Source organism: Streptomyces sp. SM18, assembly GCF_002910775.2.
Classification (GTDB): Bacteria; Actinomycetota; Actinomycetes; order Streptomycetales; family Streptomycetaceae; genus Streptomyces; species Streptomyces halstedii.
Genome location: NZ_CP029342.1, coordinates 4,562,706 through 4,580,078 on the forward strand (window position 1 = coordinate 4,562,706; position 17,373 = coordinate 4,580,078).

Consider the following 17,373-nt stretch of genomic DNA (forward strand, 5'->3'; position numbering starts at 1 on the left):
GCCGCACGCACGCCGCGTGCGGCCCGCGCACGGCCCCGGTGCTCTTCTCAGCCGTCGATCGTGCGGAGGAAGTGGTCCGCGTCGTCGGGCTCGGCGAGTCGGCCGACCTCCAGCCAGGAACCGTCGGCGAAGCGGAACCGGAAGGTGGCGAACCCGCGTGGCTGGCCGGCCTCGCCCTCGACCCGGACCTCGGCAGACGGGTACTCCGCCACGATCCGGAAGTCGTCCGCCCTGGTCGGTGACAGCCTCCGGCGGGGGGAGGCGGCCACACAGACGCGGTCCCGGGTCAGCATCACCAGGCGCTTGGGGCTGGGCGAGTGCCCGTACCAGCGCAGCAGCGCCTGCCCCGCCGCCAGGTGCCAGTCACCGTCGAAGACCCCTCCGCCGGGCTCGTCCCCGTCCCGTGCGGGGGTGCCCCGGGAGCCCCGGGACGCGGAGGAGGACCGTGACCGGCCCCGGTTGCGTCCCGGCTCCAGCAGCCGGGGCACCTTCTCGATGAGCATCAGCGGGACCACCACGAAGAAGAACAGGGTGCCCAGGACGTACAGCAGCCAGTGGTGCCTCGACTTCAGGCGGCCGTTGCCCGCCGCCCGGTGAACATCCTTGGGCGGTACGGGAATCGGCCTGGCCACCTCGCACCACACCACGGCCACCGGGTCCTCACCCAGAACCTTCCGCGCCCGCCGCCGCACAGCACGCTTCGCCATGCCGGGAGTCTAACGACGCGGTCCCGCACGGAAGACGGGGAGCCCGCCCCCGTCCGCTCCCGTCCGGACCGGGAGGTGGTGCGCGCGGACGCCCGGACCCCGCTCGGCCGGTACGGGCCGGTCGGCTACCGGGCCGCGTCCCGCCAGACCGTCAGGTCCCCTTGCAGAAAGCCGAGTTCAGGCACCGCCGTCGACTTCGTCTGGATGGTGTACAGACCGATGTTGCCCTCGGTGTCCTGCATGCAGATCTCGGTGCCGGCGGCGGACGCGGCCAGGGACAGGCTGGTGCGCTCCGCTTTCTTGGCGCTCCTGAGCATGAGACGGCACTCGTCCAGAGTGGTGCCCTGTGAGCCGAATATCTGCACGAACACGGTGGTGTCACTCTTCAGTTGGCAGTCGCCCGACGTGCAGTCGAAGTGGATGTCACCCTTGCGGTTCGTCCGCTTCGGGTCGGCACTCTTGAGGCTCAGCGAGTTGTCCGCGTCCAGTGACACCAGGGTGAAGCCCTCCGGCCGTGGATCAGGGGAGGACTTCTCCGAGGAGGCGGTGTCGGCGTCCCCGGACGCGGGGTCACCGTCGGAACCGGACCCGGCCCCGGACGAGTCCGACGTCTCCGAGGTGTCCGATGCCTCCGAGGAAGAGTCAGAGCCCGAGGAGGACCCCGGTCCGGATGCCGAGGGCTGTGCGCTGGTTCCCGACGCGGAGGGCCCGGAGCCGGCCGTGATCCGGTCGTCGAGCAGTCCCTTCGCCTCCATGACCGACCACGCCAGTGCCACGACCAGCAGCGCGCCTCCTGTCACACCGGCGGCCGTGAGCAGCGCGGTGCGCCGCCTGCGGGCCCTGCGCTCTTCCGGCGACGGCGACGGCGACGGCGGCGGTGTCGGCTGTGGCCGGCCGAAGAGCGGCTGCGGATGAACGGGAGCGTGCTCGTGCGCCTGCTGGTGGGGGAGGGTCGGGGTCAGGGTCGGCTCGGGTATCGGCGCCGGAACCGGACGCTCGGCCTCCGGCCCGGTGATCTCCTTCCACACCGCGGGCCCCCCGCCCGCCTCCGCCCCCAGCCGTTGCCGGCACCACTCCACGACCTCCGCCGGGGTGATCCGCTCCGCCGGGTCGGCGGCCAGGCACCGGGCGAACAACGGGCGCAGCGACTCGGGCAGCACGGACAGGTCGGGCTCGGAGTGCACGATCCGGTACAGCACGTTGACGGCCGGGCCGTCGCCGTAGAGCGGCCTGCCGAGCACCGCGAACGCCGCCGTCTGGCCGAGCGCGAAGACATCGGCCGCCGCCGTGACCTCATCCCCTGACGCCTGTTCAGGGGCCATGTAGAAGGGCGTGCCGATGGTGTCCCCGGTGGCCGTGTACGAGGTCGCGTCACCGGCGAGCGCGATACCGAAGTCGATCACCCGGGGGCCGTCGGCGGCCAGGAGCACGTTCGACGGTTTCAGGTCCCGGTGCACGATGCCCTCGGCATGGATGGCCTGCAACGCCTCGGCCACCCCCGCCATCAGCCACAGCACCGCGGGCACGGGCAACGGCCCGCGCCGGGCCACCGCCTCCGTCAGCGACGGCCCCGGCACGTACAGGGTGGCCAGCCACGGTGGTACGCCGTCCGCGTCGGCGTCGATCAGCTCGGCGGTGTACGCACCCCGGACCCGGCGGGCCGCCTCGATCTCCCGTCCGAACCGCCGCCGGAAGCCCGGGTCGTCGGCCAGTTCCGGCCGCACGACCTTGATCGCCACGGGGCGGCCGCCCCGCGTGTGCGACAGATACACCCGGCCCATGCCGCCGGCGCCCAGCCGCGCGGCGAACCGGTAGCCCGCGACCACGGGCGGATCGTCGTCCTGGAGTGGCTGGAAGTCCCTCGTCGGATGGCTCATCAGCCCTGTTCCCCCCACAGTGATGCGTTGGCCAGTGGAAGCAGCCTAAGCGGAGCGGGGGCGCGGCCTGCCGCGACGCCCGCGCGCCGGGACGGCTCGCGAGGGACGGCCTACAGTGGCGCGATGCCCCTGCCCCCGCCTGCCGAGCAGGCCGCCCTGGACCTCCTCGACGCACACCTGGAGGCGCTGTGGGGCGGGCGGGAAGTCCCGTACCGGCGGGAGCCGTTCCGCCGTGCTCCGGAAGAAGGCGGCGAGCTCGTCCGCTGGGCCCTCGACCGGCTTCGGCGCATCCCGCGCGAGCCGGGGGACGCCTTCACCCGCCAGGTCGGGGGCCTCCTGACCGAATACCGCTCCCGTCGCTGTCCCTGGAACGCGGCGGTGCTGAGGCTGCTCGAAGACCCGTACACCTTCGTGGCCACCGGCCCCCGTCGTCACGAGGACTGGGCGTACGACGTCGACGCCGTGCTGCACCGGTCGGTCGCCGATCCCCGGGGGTGGGTCCGGCTGGACGGGGATCGCGACGGCGCGGCCCGCCACGAGGTGCCCGCGTACCCCTTCGACCCTCCCGGGCCGTCGGAGCTACGCGGCCGCCTGTACCCGCTGGAGGCGGAAGCGGCGGTCGCCGCGCTCGCCGTCATGGCCGAGGAGTGGCAGGGGGAGCCGGCCCCCGTCCGCTCCCGTCCGGACCGGGAGGGCGTGCTCGCGGACGCCCGGACCCTGCTCGACCGGTACGGGCCGGGTGCGCGTCACTGGACCAACGCGACGGCCGCCGCCTCGGACCCGGCCCCGGACTTCCTCGCGGCGGGCCTCCACGGCACCGCGTCCCACACCTTCCTGACCTCCGCGTACCTCGACGGCCTCGACCTCCACGAGGACCTGGGGGTGATCGCGGTGGGCGACGACGAGGTGGGCGTCTTCTGGTCGATCGGGGCGTACTGACGCTTCGCGTACGTCAGCGGTCTCCGCGCGAGGCTCCGCCCGCCCTGACGGCCCCTACTCCGTGGGCAGCATCGCCCGGCGGCCCGGGACGGCCGGTGACTGGCTCGTCATGCCCCCGTCCACCACCAGCAGTTGGCCCGTGAGATAGCGGGACTCGTCGGAGGCCAGGAAGACCATGGTGTGGCCGATGTCCTCCGGGGCGCCCAGGTAGGGCAGCGAGTTGTAACCCTTCAGCGCCTCGATCACCTCGGCCGGGAGGTTGTCCCGCAGGGCCGGGGTCATGATCGTGCCCGGCGCCACCGCGTTGCAGCGGATGCCCTGGGGGCCGTACTGGACCGCGACGGACTTCGTGATGTTGACGACCGCCGCCTTGACCGCCCCGTAGGAGATCTGGAGGACGTCACCCACCAGTCCGGCCACGGACGCGGTGTTGATGATCGAGCCGCCTCCCGTCCGGATCATGTGCGGAACGGCGTACCGGGACCCCGTCAGGGTGGAGCGGACGTTCAGGTCCACGGCCCGCCCGAACTCGTCCATGTCCAGACGCAGCAGGTCCAGGTCCTTGCGCGGGTTCGTGCCGCCGACGTGGTTGCAGAGGACGTCCAGCCGTCCGAACCCGCGCACCGCCGCCTCGACCATGTCGCCCACGGAGGTGTCGTCCATGACGTCCACCGCCCACGGCAGGGCCTCGCCGCCCGCCTCCACGACCGTCCGGGCGGTCTCCTCGGCCGCGGCGGTGTCGTGGTCCGCGACCAGCACGCGCGCGCCCTGCGCGCTCATGAGCCGGGCCGCCGCCCGGCCGATACCGCTGCCCGCGCCCGTGATGACCGCCACCTTGTCCTTCAATCGGTCCATCGGTCCGTCCTCCGATCGTTCCGGCCCGCGTCCTCACGGGGCCCCGTCTTCTCGCGGGCTCCCGCATGCGCGCAGCCTTTGTCAACATTGATGACAAGCGTAAGTCATCTATGATGACTTACCTGGCCCGCCGACCGGGAACGACCGAGGAGACTGTCCGCGATGAGTACGCGCCCATCCGCCGCCAAGCCGCGGCAGCCCGCGGCGGTGACCCGGAGTGCGATCTTCGACGCGGCGCGTGAGCTGTTCGGGGAGGCCGGCTTCGACGCCGTCGGCATCCGCGCCGTGGCCGCGCGCGCGGGCGTGGACGCCGCGCTGGTCATCCGGCACTTCGGGTCCAAGGAGCGGCTGTTCCTGGAGACCATGACGGTCGACCTGCCCGCGATCCAGGTCATGCAGGGCCCGCTCGACGGCATGGGCCGGGCGATCGTGGAGCACGTCGTGTGCCTGCCCTCGACCCGGACGGGCGCCCTGGCCGTCACCGCCCTCGCGGCCCTGTTCCGCGCCTCGGACCGCGACGAGGTGCGGCGCAATCTGCGCGCCACGATCGACGAGGTGTTCGCCCGGCCGCTCGTACGGCGGCTGACCGGCGGTGACGCCGAGGTGCGGGCGCATCTGGTCGCCGCCCAACTCGGCGGGCTGCTCACCAGCGTGCACGTGGTGCGGGACCCGGTGCTCCTCGCCGCCGGACCGCAGGTCCTCGTCGCCCGGTACGGGGACGCCGTGCAGAGGCTCATCGACCCCTGAGGCGCCCCGGAACCAGGTCGCGCGCCGGGGAACGCCCTGCGGGCGGAAAGCGGCGAAAACCCGGGAGTGTACCCATCCGTAACGGCCCGCACACGCCGCGACGCCCGTTCTTGTTCGCCTGAGCGGCTGAACTTTTGTTGATCTGTGGCCAGTTGAGGGGTCGGGGGCCCTACCCTTCACTGGGTGAACCAGTTGAAGTCCCGCACATCCCGCGCCGAGGCCGCGCTGCCCGGCACCCTCCCCGACGACCTGCGTGCCGAGCTCATCGCCTTCCGCCGCGACCTTCACATGCACCCCGAGCTGGGCAACCAGGAGTTCCGCACCACCGCCGCAGTCAAGGCCCGGCTGGAGAAGGCGGGGCTCGCGCCGGAGGTGCTGCCCGGGGGGACGGGGCTGATCTGCGACGTGGGGGAGCGGGACGGGGTGACGCCGATGCTGGCGTTGCGGGCGGACATCGACGCGCTGCCGATCCCGGACACCAAGGCGGGCGTCCCCTACCGCTCCACCGTGCCCGACCGGGCGCACGCCTGCGGGCACGACGTCCACACCACCTGCGTCCTGGGCGCCGGGCTGGTCCTCGCCGGGCTGGCCCGGCAGGGGCTGCTGCCGCGTCCCGTGCGGCTGCTGTTCCAGCCCGCCGAGGAGGTGCTGCCCGGCGGGGCCACCGACGCGGTGGCGGCCGGGGTGCTGGACGGGGTCGGCCGGATCATCGGGGTGCACTGCGACCCCAAGGTGGACGTCGGGAAGATCGGGCTCCGGATCGGGCCGATCACCTCCGCCTGCGACCGGCTGGAGGTCTCCCTCGACGGGCCCGGCGGCCACACCGCCCGGCCCCACCTGACCACCGACCTGGTCACCGCCGCCGCCCGGGTCGCCACCGACGTACCCGCGCTGCTCGCCCGCCGTATGGACGCCCGGTCGGGGCTCGCCGTCACCTGGGGCCGGTTGCAGACCGGGCACGCCCCCAACGTCATCCCGCAGCACGCCGAACTGTCCGGGACGGTCCGCTGCCTGGACCTGGAGAGCTGGCGGCAGGCGCCCGACCTGGTCCACGCGGCCATCGACGAGGTGGCCGGAATGTACCGGGCCAAGACGGTGATCGACTACATCCGGGGCGTCCCGCCCGTGGTCAACGAGGCCGAGTCGATCGGCCTGCTGGACGCCGCCATGACGATCCGCCGGGGTTCGTACGCGATCGAGGACACCGAGCAGAGCCTCGGCGGGGAGGACTTCTCCTGGTACCTGGAGAAGGTTCCCGGTGCCATGGCCAGGCTCGGTGTGCGCGCCCCCGGGGACACCCGCGGTCTGGACCTGCACCGGGGCAACTTCGACGTCGACGAGGAGGCGATCACGGTCGGTGTGGAGCTGTTCACGGCCTCGGCGCTGCTCGACGTCAACCGTTAGGAAGCCGCCGGGACACCTTCTGTTCGCGACGATCCGATAACGGCTTCCGTACAGGTCATTATCTGACATCTACGCGCGTTACGATCGCGGCGAAACCAGCGCCGGAAGAGGCGCTTCGGTCAGGTTTGAAGGAGCCTTCCCTTGCGCCGGATCACCAGGATTGCCACCGTGGGCGTCATGTCCGCGGCGCTCGCACTCAGCGTCACCGCGTGTGGCGAGACGTCGTCCTCGTCCTCGTCGGACACCTCGTCCGACTCCAAGGGCGGCAAGACGGCCATCGCCTACGACATCGGTGGCCGCGGGGACCAGTCGTTCAACGACGCCGCTTACGCGGGTCTGGTCCGCGCCCAGAAGGAACTCGATGCCAAGGGCACCGAGGCCGAGCCCTCCGACGGCGAGTCGGACGCCGACAAGGTCCAGCGCCTCACCGCGCTGGCCCGCGCCGGCAACAACCCGGTCATCGGCGTCGGCTTCGCGTACGCGCCCGCCATCAAGAAGGTCGCGCCGAAGTTCCCGAAGATCACCTTCGGCATCATCGACGACGCCTCGGTGACCGGCGACAACATCGCCAACATCGTCTTCAACGAGGAGCAGGGCTCCTACCTCGCGGGTGTCGCCGCCGCCAAGGTCACCAAGACCAAGACGGTCGGCTTCATCGGCGGTGTCGAGACCCCGCTGATCAAGAAGTTCGAGGCCGGCTTCGTGCAGGGCGTCGCGGACACCGACCCGAAGGTCAAGGTCGTCCCGCAGTACCTCACGCAGCCGCCGAACTTCGACGGCTTCTCCAAGCCGGACCTCGGCAAGGCCGCCGCCCAGGGCCAGCTCGACAAGGGCGCCGACGTGGTCTACTCGGCCGCCGGTCTGGCCGGTTCCGGTGCCATAGAGGCCGTCTCCAAGGCCGGCAAGTGGAACATCGGCGTCGACTCCGACCAGTACAAGCAGGAAGGCCTCTCGGCCTACAAGGAGTCGATCCTGACGTCGGTCACCAAGGACGTCGAGGACTCCGTCTTCAACCTGATCAAGTCCGTCAAGGACGGCAAGCCCGAGTCCGGCGAGGTCCGTTACGGCCTCGACAAGGACGGCGTCGGCCTGGCGATGTCCAACCCGGCCTTCACCAAGATGACCGAGGTCATCGCCGCCGTGGACAAGGCGAAGAAGGAAATCATCGACGGCACGATCACCGTCAAGTCCACCCCGTAACGGTTCCGGTCGATCGGCTGGTTTCCCGTGGGCCCGGAGTGCGCGCCGAGCGTCGCTCCGGGCCCGTGGGGTGCTCGTCGAAGGACCACCGAGAGCTACCGGAGAAATACCGAAGTATCCGGAACTCCGAGAGTCACCGAAGAAGTTGTGCCCTTCGCAGTGCCCCCGCTCCTGACGGTCCCGGCCCCTGGTCCCGGACCCCGGTGGTGGCCCTGAGCTTTACGATTCGGCAGCGCTACGCGTGTAGACAGCCCTCAGGCGCGATAACTTCACCCCGCCCCTCTGCCCCTGTGCCCCCGCTCCTGTCCGGCCAAGGAGAGTGCGTCATCAACGCGTCCAGCAGTCCCCCTGCCGTAGAACTGCACGGCATCACCAAGCGTTTCCCCGGAGTCGTCGCCAACCACGACATCGGGATCACCGTCCGCAAGGGCACGGTCCACGCCCTGGTGGGAGAGAACGGTGCCGGCAAGTCCACGCTGATGAAGATCCTTTACGGCATGCAGAAGCCGGACGAGGGCACCATCGCGGTGGACGGCGAGCAGGTCTCGTTCAACAACCCGGGTGACGCCATCGCGCGCGGCATCGGCATGGTGCACCAGCACTTCATGCTCGCCGACAACTTCACCGTCCTGGAGAACGTCGTCCTGGGCGGCGAGAAACTGCACGGCATCGGCGGCGCCGCGCGCAGGAAGATCAAGGAGATCTCCGACGCGTACGGCCTCGGTGTCAGGCCCGACGCGCTCGTCGAGGACCTCGGGGTCGCCGACCGCCAGCGCGTGGAGATCCTCAAGGTCCTCTACCGCGGCGCCCGCATCCTCATCCTGGACGAGCCGACCGCCGTGCTGGTCCCGCAGGAGGTCGACGCGCTCTTCGCGAACCTCCGGGAGCTGAAGGCCGAGGGCCTCACCGTCATCTTCATCTCGCACAAGCTCGGCGAGGTGCTGTCCGTCGCGGACGAGATCACGGTGATCCGCCGCGGTACGACGGTGGGCACCGCCGACCCGGCGAACACCACGACCAAGCAGCTCGCGGAGCTGATGGTCGGCAGCGAACTGCCCTCGCCCGAGACCCGTGAGTCCACGGTGACGGATGTGCCGATGCTGCGCGTCCAGGGGCTCTCGCTCGGCGCGACGGACCCGGACGGCGTCGTCCGCGACGTGCTGGCCGACGTCGGCTTCACCATCCACAAGGGCGAGGTCCTCGGTATCGCGGGCGTCGAGGGCAACGGCCAGACCGAGCTCATCGAGGCCCTCGTCGGGATGCGGACCCCGGACGCCGGAGTCCTCACCCTGGACGGCGCGGACATCTCGCACGCGCCCACCCGCAAGCGGCGCGAGGACGGCATCGGCTACATCCCCGAGGACCGCCACCGGCACGGCGTGCTGCTGGAGGCCCCGCTGTGGGAGAACCGCATCCTCGGCCACGTCACGGAGAAGCCCAACAGCCGCGGCTTCCTGCTCGACCCCAAGGCGGCCCGCGCCGACACCGAGCGGATCGTGCGCGAGTACGACGTCCGCACCCCCGGTATCGAGGTCACCGCGGCCTCGCTGTCCGGCGGCAACCAGCAGAAGCTGATCGTCGGCCGCGAGATGAGCCACCACCCCAAGCTGCTGATCGCCGCCCACCCCACCCGCGGCGTGGACGTCGGCGCGCAGGCGCAGATCTGGGACCAGATCCGTGACGCCCGCCGCGAAGGGCTCGCCGTCCTGCTCATCTCCGCGGACCTGGACGAGCTCATCGGGCTCTCCGACACCCTGCGCGTCATGTACCGGGGAAAGCTGGTCGCGGACGCCGACCCCGCCACCATCACCCCCGAGGAACTGGGCTCGGCCATGACCGGCGCCGCCGCCGGTCACCTCGAAGCAGCACCGGAGGACGAGGCCTGATGAAGAAATTCGACAAGGACCGGATGATCCTGGGCTTCGCCGGCCCGGTACTCGCCCTGGTCGTCGCGTTCGCGCTCACCACCCTGGTGCTGCTCGCCTCGGGGCGTAACCCGTTCGAGCCGTACCGGTTGATGTTCGAGCAGGCGTCGTACGCCGACATCCAGGTGCTGATCATCAACCAGGCCGGTACGTACTACCTCGCCGCCCTCGCGGTCGCGATCGGCTTCCGGATGAACCTCTTCAACATCGGGGTCGACGGGCAGTACCGCCTCGCCGCGATGATGGCCGCCCTGGTCGGCGCCAGCGTCGATCTGCCCGGACCGCTCCACATCCTGCTCATCGTCATCGTGGCGATGCTGGTCGGAGCCTTCTGGGCCGGTATCGCGGGCTTCCTCAAGACCACCCGCGGGGTGAGCGAGGTCGTCGCGACGATCATGCTCAACTCCATCGCGACCTCGCTGATCGCCTGGCTGATCCTGCCGAAGAACTTCGGTGACCAGGCCGCCGGTTCCAACAACCTGACCACGGGCGACATCCCCGAGTCGGGCTGGTTCCCCGGCGTCTCGCTGAGCGCCGAAGCAGGCGAGATCTACGGATTCACCTTCGTCGCCGCGGGCTGCGGCCTCGTCTACTGGTTCGTCCTGAACCGCACCCGGTTCGGCTTCGACCTGCGCGCCACGGGTGCCAGCGAGAGCGCCGCCCAGGCCTCCGGTGTGGACGCCAAGAAGATGGTCCTCACCTCGATGCTCATCTCCGGCGCCGTCGCCGGTCTCGCCGGGATGCCCACGCTGCTGGGCGACACCCACACCTACAGCCTCGACTTCCCCACCGGTATCGGCTTCACCGGCATCACCATCGCCCTGCTCGGCCGGAACAACCCGCTCGGCATCGCGCTGAGCGCCCTGCTGATCGCCTTCCTCGACAAGGCGTCCTCCTCGCTCGACCAGTTCGGGTACGAGAAGGAGATCGCCACGATCATGCAGGGCCTCATCGTGATCTCCGTGGTCGTCAGCTACGAACTGGTCCGGCGCTACGGAACCCGCCGGCAGCAGCAGAAGGTCGGCGAGGAACTCGCCGCCGGCCACGCCCTCACCACCGAGAAGGAGGCGGCCCTGTGAGCACCAGCAAAGTCTCCGCCGCTCGCGTCGCCACCCCGAAGGGCGGTGGACGGCGCAGGCTCTCCCTGCCCGTCGTCCTCCTGATCATCGCCGGGGCGCTGGCCCTGGTCTCGCTGGTCCGCCTCATCAGCGGCGCGGACGACGTGACCTCCGTCGGCCAGGTGCACGGCGCCCTCGAACTCGCCGTCCCGATCGGCCTGGCCGGACTCGGCGGCCTGTGGGCCGAGCGGGCCGGTGTCGTCAACATCGGGCTCGAAGGAATGATGGTCCTCGGCACCTGGTTCGGTGCCTGGGCCGGATTCCAGTGGGGCCCCTGGATGGGCGTCCTCTTCGGCATCATCGGCGGCGCGCTCGGCGGGCTGCTGCACGCGGTCATCACGGTCACCTTCGGCGTGAACCACATCGTCTCCGGTGTGGCGATCAACATCCTCGCCGTCGGCCTCACCCGCTACCTCTCCAACTTCACCTTCGCCGACGCGCCCGGCGGCTCCTCCAAGCAGTCCCCGCGCATCGACCCGATCGACAAGATCACCATCCCAGGGCTGTCGGACTGGATGCAGGACCTCCAACAACGGCACTGGTTCTTCGTCTCCGACCTCGCCGGGATCATCGGCGGTCTGTTCACGGGCCTCTCGCTGCTCACCGTCGTGGCCCTGCTGCTCATCCCCGTCACCTGGTGGGTGCTCTGGCGCACCGCGTTCGGGCTGCGGCTCCGCTCCTGCGGGGAGAGCCCGGTGGCCGCCGAGACCCTCGGGGTCAACGTCTACAAGTACAAGTACATCGCCGTGACCATCTCGGGCGGGCTGGCCGGACTCGGCGGAGCGTTCCTCGCGGTCGTGGCGACCGGGATCTACCAGGAGGGCCAGACCGGCGGCCGCGGCTACATCGGTCTCGCCGCGATGATCTTCGGCAACTGGATGCCGGGCGGCATGGCGCTGGGCGCGGGCCTGTTCGGCTTCACCGACAGCCTCAAGCTGCGCGGCGGTGCCGAGAACGTCCACGCGATGCTGCTGCTCCTGGCGATCCTGCTGGTGATCGTCGTGTTCTGGCAGCTGTACCGGAAGAAGTACCTCGCCGCGGTGATCTCGGCGGCCGTCTCGGCGCTGCTGTTCGTCTGGTACGCGCTGACCGACCAGGTGCCCAGCCAGTTCGTGGACGCCGCCCCGTACGTCACCACGCTGCTGGTACTCGCCCTGTCCGCCCAGCGATTGCGCATGCCGAAGGCGGACGGCGTGCCGTACCGCAAGGGCGAGGGCAAATGACCGGGGACGCGGCGGCGGCCGGCCGGGACGTCGACTGGGACGCCCTGCGCACGGCCGCCCGGGAGGCCATGTCCCGGGCGTACGCCCCGTACTCGGGTTACAGGGTCGGTGTCGCCGCGCTGGCCGACGACGGCCGCACCGTGGTCGGCTGCAACGTCGAGAACGCCAGTTACGGCGTGGGCCTGTGCGCCGAGTGCGGGCTGGTCTCCCAGCTCGCGGCCACGGGCGGCGGCCGGCTGACCCACTTCGTCTGCGTGGACGGCGAGGGCGCGCCCCTCGTCCCGTGCGGGCGGTGCCGTCAACTGCTGTACGAGTTCGGGGGACCGGATCTGGTCCTGGAGACCCCCGACGGCTTCCGTACGCTCGACGCGATGCTGCCGCAGGCGTTCGGGCCCCAGCACCTCCGCTGACGTCCGCCGGGGCCACCGGATCGACCGATGGCCCCGGCACCCGCGCCGGCCCCGTCACGGGCGCCCGGTGATCCATTCATCTCTATGCGCGTAGAGCCACAGGGGACTCGTGCGTACGCACCCGGCCGGAAGGACTCCCAGGACATGGACGCCATCTCCGTCATCCGCACCAAGCGGGACCGAGGCGAACTCAGCCCCGAGCAGATCGACTGGGTGATCGACGCCTACACCCGCGGCGAGGTCGCCGACGAGCAGATGTCCGCGCTGGCCATGGCGATCCTGCTGAACGGCATGAACCGCACCGAGATCGCCCGCTGGACCGCCGCGATGATCGCCTCCGGCGAGCGGATGAGCTTCGGCACGCTGTCCCGCCCCACCACCGACAAGCACTCCACCGGGGGCGTCGGCGACAAGATCACCCTGCCGCTCGCCCCGCTGGTCGCCGCCTGCGGTGCCGCCGTACCGCAGCTCAGCGGCCGGGGCCTCGGCCACACCGGCGGCACCCTCGACAAGCTGGAGTCGATCCCCGGCTGGCGGGCCCTGCTGTCCAACGCCGAGATGCTGGACGTCCTGGACACCACCGGCGCCGTGATCTGCGCGGCGGGCGACGGGCTCGCCCCCGCCGACAAGAAGCTCTACGCGCTCCGCGACGTCACCGGGACCGTCGAGGCGATCCCGCTCATCGCCAGCTCGATCATGTCCAAGAAGATCGCCGAGGGCACCGGTGCGCTCGTCCTGGACGTCAAGGTCGGCTCCGGCGCCTTCATGAAGACCATCGAGGACGCCCGCGAACTGGCCTCCACCATGGTCGCGCTGGGCACCGACAGCGGGGTGCGGACCGTCGCCCTGCTCACCGACATGTCCACCCCGCTCGGCCTCACCGCGGGCAACGCCCTGGAGGTACGCGAGTCCGTCGAGGTGCTGGCGGGCGGCGGCCCCAAGGACGTCGTCGAGCTGACCCTCGCACTCGCCCGCGAGATGCTGGACGCCGCCGGGCTCAAGGACGCCGACCCGGAGAAGGCCCTCGCCGACGGCTCCGCCATGGACGTGTGGCGCCGCATGATCTCCGCCCAGGGCGGTGACCCGGACGCCGCGCTGCCCGTCGCCCGCGAGCAGCACGTGATCACCGCGCCCTCCTCCGGGGTGCTGACCCGCCTGGACGCCTACGACGTCGGCGTCGCCGCCTGGCGCCTCGGCGCCGGCCGGGCCCGCAAGGAGGACCCGGTGCAGGCGGGCGCGGGCGTCGAACTGCACGCCAAGCCCGGTGACATCGTGACCGAGGGGCAGCCCCTGCTGACCCTGCACACGGACACCCCGGAGAAGTTCGCGTACGCGCTCCAGGCGCTGCCCGGCTCGTACGACATCGCCCCGGGCGGCACGCCGTTCACCGCCACGCCGGTCGTGCGGGAGCGCATCGCCTGACGTACGGGGAGCACGAACGGCCTGCCGGGACACGGGTTCCGGCAGGCCGTTCGCGTCGTCGGGGGCTACTTGCCCCGGTAGGCGTCGAAGACGGTCAGCTTCGACGTGTTGCCCCTCTTGTCCGTGACCTGGGCCTTGAAGGAGACCGACTTACCCTTCGCGGGGTTCTTCACCGAGATCCGGCCCGACTTCACCGAGACCTTCTTCCAGGTCTTGCCGGAGTCGTGACTCACCCACACCGTGAGGGACTTGAGGTTCTTCCCGGCGGCCGGACCCTGCACCCGCACCGGCACCTTCGCCGTGGAGCCGGCCGGGACCGTGGAGCCGAGGGAGACCTCGGGGGTGAAGCGCACCGTGGAGGCCGGGAGCTTCTTGCCCGAACCGAACGGCCTGCCCGACCGGAAGGTCCACTCGGCGTCGACGCGGCTCGACACGCCGCCGACCGAGGCACCGCGGCGTACCGAGGTCGTCAGCCGGTAGTCGGCGGTGCCCGCGGGCACGGCGAACGGCTCGGCCGTGCCGGTCAGCGGGTCGTCGCTCCGGCCGACCTGCTTGCCGTTGCGGTACAGCACCGTCTTCGCCGAGGAGTAGAGGGACGAACCCGCGTTGCCCGAGCCGTCGGCCAGGACCGGGAGATAGCCCCAGATGCCCTGTTCGTCGTGGTAGAGCCCGAAGTCCTCGCCCAGCAGCGGCCCGAACACGGCCGTGTTGACGGTCTTCCGGTACGTCGAGCCGGCCTTGTACGCCCGCTCGTCACCGAGGGAGTACTGCGCCTCGTACACCGGCCAGCCGTCCTCGTCGGCCCCGCCGATCTGCGCGAAGTCGATCGAGTACCTCGCCTTGTCGGCCGCCGAGACGTACAGCGTGCGGACGCCCGGCAGCTTCTGCGGGATCTCCGTGGCGCTGGCGCCGCCCATGCCGGGGACCGTGCCCCAGACCGTGAGGGCACCCGTCTTGCCGGACGCCGAGGCGCCCATGCCGACCTGGACCCGGGCGAACCGGTCGGCCGCCAGCGCACGGGTGTAGCCGGTCGCGAGCCGCTGGACCTGGCCGCCGAGCGCCGCGTCGTACTGGGTGGAGGAGCCCTTGGCCCAACTGCCCGCCCAGTACTGCGAGAGGGAACCGTCGGTGACCGCCGGGCCCACGTGCGCCGTGCGCAGCTGGTCGAACGAGTCCAGCCACCAGCCGAGGCCGACGCCGTAGTCGCCGGAGCCCACCTCGTAGTCCGCCGAGGCCAGAGCCGGCTTCGCCCCACCGGGCACGGTGATGCGTGTCCGCTTCGTCAGGCGGGTGTCGAAGGCGACGCCGAGGTCCTTGGTGACCTCCAGCTTTGGCGCGGAGAGCCAGTCGACCGGTCCGCCCTCGGCCTCCGGGTCCTCGACCACGCTGCCGTCGAGCACATAGGTGCCCGCGGGGACGCGCATGGTCGCGGTGCCCTTCGTGCTCTCCCGGTCCACCCACACGTCCGCGACCTTCTCGGAGAGGCCGATGAGCCGGGTGCTGCCGTCCACGGGCCCGCCGTCCCGGCCGGTGAGCGTGACGGTCACGTCGTACGACTCGACCTCGCGGTCGACGGCCGCCGCGGTCCGGACGCTCTGCCCGCCCCCGCTCGCCACCACGTACGCCACGTACGTGCCGTCCACCGTGCCACCGAGCCGGGTGTCCGCGGTCAGCGGCACCTCGGCCCGGCCACCCGCCGGAACGGTGACCTGGGAGGCGCCGAGGGTGAAGAAGCCGTCCGGGGCGGGCTTGCCGTCCGGTCCGGTCGCCGCCACCTTCAGCGACAGGGTGACGTCCTGGTCACCGAGGTTGCGGTAGGCCACCTTCTCGGTGACCGGGGTGTCGTCGGTGTGCGGCCACTGCCGCACTCCGAAGCTCACGGACACCGGATCGGCGACGACGCTCTGCCCCGCCGCCCGGTCCACCGCGATCCGCCCGGTCCCCTGCTCGAAGGGGCTGTACGCGCCCGGCTCGGCGGACGCGGTGAGCGCCCCCTTCAGCTCGGTGTACGTCCAGGTGGGGTGCTGCTGCTTGAGCAGTGCGGCGGCGCCGGCGACGTGCGGGGTCGCCATCGACGTACCCGAGATGGTGAGGTAGCCGGCCGGGTTCTGGCCGACCTCCTGGTCGATGACCGAGCCGGGGGCCGCGGCGGCCGTGATGTCCACGCCCGGGGCCGTGACGTCGGGCTTGACCGCGCCGTCACCGACGCGCGGTCCACGGCTGGAGAAGTCCGCCAGCGCGTCCTGGTGGTCCACGGCGCCCACGGTCAGCGCCGCGTCGGCGCTGCCGGGCGAGGAGACCGTACCGGCTCCGGAGCCCTCGTTGCCCGCCGCTATCGCGAACAGGACGCCCTTCTCGGCGGAGAGCTTGTCGACCGCCGCCTCCAGCGGGTCGGTCTCCGGGGTGTCGCCGCCTCCCAGGCTCAGGTTGACGATGTCGGCGCCCTGGGCGACCGCCCACTCCATGCCGGCCAGGATGCCGGAGTCGTCGCCGAAGCCGTCGTCGTCCAGCACCTTGCCGTTGAGCAGCCGGGCGTCGGGGGCCACCCCCTTGAACTTCCCGGCCGACTTGACGCCCCGGCCGGCGGCGATGGACGCGACGTGTGTGCCGTGCCCGTACCGGTCCACGGCGTCCCGTGCGGCGGAGAAGTTCCGCTCGCCGGCGATCTGACCCTTGAGGTCGGGATGGGTGGCGTCCACACCGGTGTCCAGCACGGCGATGGTGACGCCCTTGCCGGTGTAGCCCGACTTCCAGACCGTGGGCGCCCCGATCTGCGGCACGCTCCTGTCCAGGTCGGCCCGGCGCACACCGTCCAGCCAGACACGGTCGATACCCGCGGCCGTGGTGCGCTGCGCCTGGCCTCCGGCCGGGGCGGTGAGCGCCTCCCAGATCTCGGCGGCGTCGCTCTTCGGCGTGGTCAGGGACTCGGCGTTCAGTGAGGTGAGTGTCCGGCCGACCTTGGTGCCCCCGGCGTTGCGGACCTCGGCCTTCGCGGCCGGGGCGGCCGCGCCCCGGTAGCCGACGATCAGCCGGAGCCCCTTCTGCTGGGACCTGCGGTACTCGGGACGGCTCAGCTCGGTCGTGTCGAACAGCCGCCGGTCGAGCTTCCCGGCCGCGACCAGCCGGTGCGCGTCGGCCGGTACGACATAGGTGTGCCCGCCGAACGTCTGTCGTTGGACGGGTATGTGTGCACGGCCCCGGGCGGGCTCGAAGCCCACCGGGCGCCCCTTGGCGTCCACGGTCACCCGGTCACCGGTGATCAGTGTGATGTGGTGCCGGACGGCGGCCTCGGGCGCCCTCGACCGGGCGTCCACGGTGTCGGCGGCGGCGGCCGGGGCGGTCATCCCGGCCGCGAGTGCCACGGCGGTCGCCGCGGCGACCACGGATGCGTAGGCGCTCTTGACGTGTCTGCGCAACTCTCCCCCTGGAGAATCGTTCGGTCCCGGGCTCCGCGTGACGGATGTGCCCAGGGTTCACCCAGGGAGAGAGCTTCGGAGGTCAGCAGGTTGTCAACAACCGTGCGACAGCGTCGGGATGACGGGAAAC

Annotated in this window: 13 protein-coding genes; 9 read left to right on the plus strand and 4 right to left on the minus strand. The window is 71.4% G+C overall.

Translation table 11 applies throughout. From position 1 onward, the window contains the following. Positions 1-47: 47 nt before the first annotated feature. Positions 48-707, minus strand: a complete 660-nt coding sequence (locus B9S64_RS20765) for a hypothetical protein (RefSeq protein ID WP_103489046.1) — start codon at positions 705-707, stop codon at positions 48-50. A 125-nt stretch (positions 708-832) separates the two neighbouring features. Further along, on the minus strand, positions 833-2,584 hold the full coding sequence (locus B9S64_RS20770; protein WP_103489045.1) for a serine/threonine-protein kinase: 1,752 nt from the start codon (positions 2,582-2,584) through the stop codon (positions 833-835). 123 nt (positions 2,585-2,707) lie between these two features. On the opposite strand from B9S64_RS20770, the gene B9S64_RS20775 reads away from it, so the two are divergent. Further along, positions 2,708-3,523 (plus strand): hypothetical protein, encoded by an 816-nt coding sequence (locus B9S64_RS20775; RefSeq protein WP_103489044.1) that lies wholly within the window; start codon positions 2,708-2,710, stop codon positions 3,521-3,523. 54 nt (positions 3,524-3,577) lie between these two features. On the opposite strand, the gene B9S64_RS20780 is transcribed toward B9S64_RS20775, so the two are convergent. Next, positions 3,578-4,378 (minus strand): SDR family NAD(P)-dependent oxidoreductase, encoded by an 801-nt coding sequence (locus B9S64_RS20780; RefSeq protein ID WP_103489043.1) that lies wholly within the window; start codon positions 4,376-4,378, stop codon positions 3,578-3,580. A 162-nt stretch (positions 4,379-4,540) separates the two neighbouring features. Here B9S64_RS20780 and B9S64_RS20785 point away from each other — a divergent pair, with 162 nt between their 5' ends. The 8 genes from B9S64_RS20785 to B9S64_RS20820 all read left to right on the plus strand — a co-directional run bounded on the left by B9S64_RS20785 (position 4,541) and on the right by B9S64_RS20820 (position 13,827). Continuing rightward, positions 4,541-5,125, plus strand: a complete 585-nt coding sequence (locus B9S64_RS20785; protein WP_103489042.1) for a TetR/AcrR family transcriptional regulator — start codon at positions 4,541-4,543, stop codon at positions 5,123-5,125. 192 nt (positions 5,126-5,317) lie between these two features. Next, positions 5,318-6,529: an amidohydrolase gene (locus B9S64_RS20790; RefSeq protein ID WP_374936028.1), complete on the plus strand. Its 1,212-nt coding sequence runs from the start codon at positions 5,318-5,320 to the stop codon at positions 6,527-6,529. A 141-nt stretch (positions 6,530-6,670) separates the two neighbouring features. Continuing rightward, complete coding sequence (locus B9S64_RS20795; protein WP_103489040.1) at positions 6,671-7,729, plus strand: BMP family protein; 1,059 nt, start codon at positions 6,671-6,673, stop codon at positions 7,727-7,729. 302 nt (positions 7,730-8,031) lie between these two features. Continuing rightward, complete coding sequence (locus B9S64_RS20800; RefSeq protein WP_103489054.1) at positions 8,032-9,615, plus strand: ABC transporter ATP-binding protein; 1,584 nt, start codon at positions 8,032-8,034, stop codon at positions 9,613-9,615. Beyond that, the gene (locus tag B9S64_RS20805; RefSeq protein ID WP_028439112.1) at positions 9,615-10,733 is read left to right on the plus strand and encodes an ABC transporter permease; all 1,119 of its coding nucleotides are present in this window, start codon (positions 9,615-9,617) and stop codon (positions 10,731-10,733) included. Before B9S64_RS20800 ends, B9S64_RS20805 begins: the two co-directional genes overlap by 1 nt. Beyond that, positions 10,730-11,995: an ABC transporter permease gene (locus B9S64_RS20810; RefSeq protein WP_103489039.1), complete on the plus strand. Its 1,266-nt coding sequence runs from the start codon at positions 10,730-10,732 to the stop codon at positions 11,993-11,995. Before B9S64_RS20805 ends, B9S64_RS20810 begins: the two co-directional genes overlap by 4 nt. Continuing rightward, positions 11,992-12,405 carry a cytidine deaminase gene (locus B9S64_RS20815; protein ID WP_103489038.1) on the plus strand — a complete coding sequence of 138 codons (414 nt, stop codon included), beginning with the start codon at positions 11,992-11,994 and terminating at the stop codon, positions 12,403-12,405. The genes B9S64_RS20810 and B9S64_RS20815 overlap by 4 nt, the downstream gene beginning before the upstream one ends. A 144-nt stretch (positions 12,406-12,549) precedes the next feature. Further along, complete coding sequence (locus B9S64_RS20820; RefSeq protein WP_103489037.1) at positions 12,550-13,827, plus strand: thymidine phosphorylase; 1,278 nt, start codon at positions 12,550-12,552, stop codon at positions 13,825-13,827. Between the two features lie 65 nt (positions 13,828-13,892). Here the strand turns inward: B9S64_RS20820 and B9S64_RS20825 are convergent, their stop codons facing one another. After that, positions 13,893-17,171 (minus strand): S8 family serine peptidase, encoded by a 3,279-nt coding sequence (locus tag B9S64_RS20825; protein ID WP_181012135.1) that lies wholly within the window; start codon positions 17,169-17,171, stop codon positions 13,893-13,895. Positions 17,172-17,373 lie beyond the last annotated feature (202 nt).

Bases quoted from the DNA above. Each gene is read 5' to 3' on its own strand.
- B9S64_RS20765 (WP_103489046.1), bottom strand. From the start codon at position 707: ATGGCGAAGCGTGCTGTGCGGCGGCGGGCGCGGAAGGTTCTGGGTGAG.
- B9S64_RS20770 (WP_103489045.1), bottom strand. From the start codon at position 2,584: ATGAGCCATCCGACGAGGGACTTCCAGCCACTCCAGGACGACGATCCG.
- B9S64_RS20775 (WP_103489044.1), top strand. From the start codon at position 2,708: ATGCCCCTGCCCCCGCCTGCCGAGCAGGCCGCCCTGGACCTCCTCGAC.
- B9S64_RS20780 (WP_103489043.1), bottom strand. From the start codon at position 4,378: ATGGACCGATTGAAGGACAAGGTGGCGGTCATCACGGGCGCGGGCAGC.
- B9S64_RS20785 (WP_103489042.1), top strand. From the start codon at position 4,541: ATGAGTACGCGCCCATCCGCCGCCAAGCCGCGGCAGCCCGCGGCGGTG.
- B9S64_RS20805 (WP_028439112.1), top strand. From the start codon at position 9,615: ATGAAGAAATTCGACAAGGACCGGATGATCCTGGGCTTCGCCGGCCCG.
- B9S64_RS20815 (WP_103489038.1), top strand. From the start codon at position 11,992: ATGACCGGGGACGCGGCGGCGGCCGGCCGGGACGTCGACTGGGACGCC.
- B9S64_RS20820 (WP_103489037.1), top strand. From the start codon at position 12,550: ATGGACGCCATCTCCGTCATCCGCACCAAGCGGGACCGAGGCGAACTC.
- B9S64_RS20825 (WP_181012135.1), bottom strand. From the start codon at position 17,171: ATGACCGCCCCGGCCGCCGCCGCCGACACCGTGGACGCCCGGTCGAGG.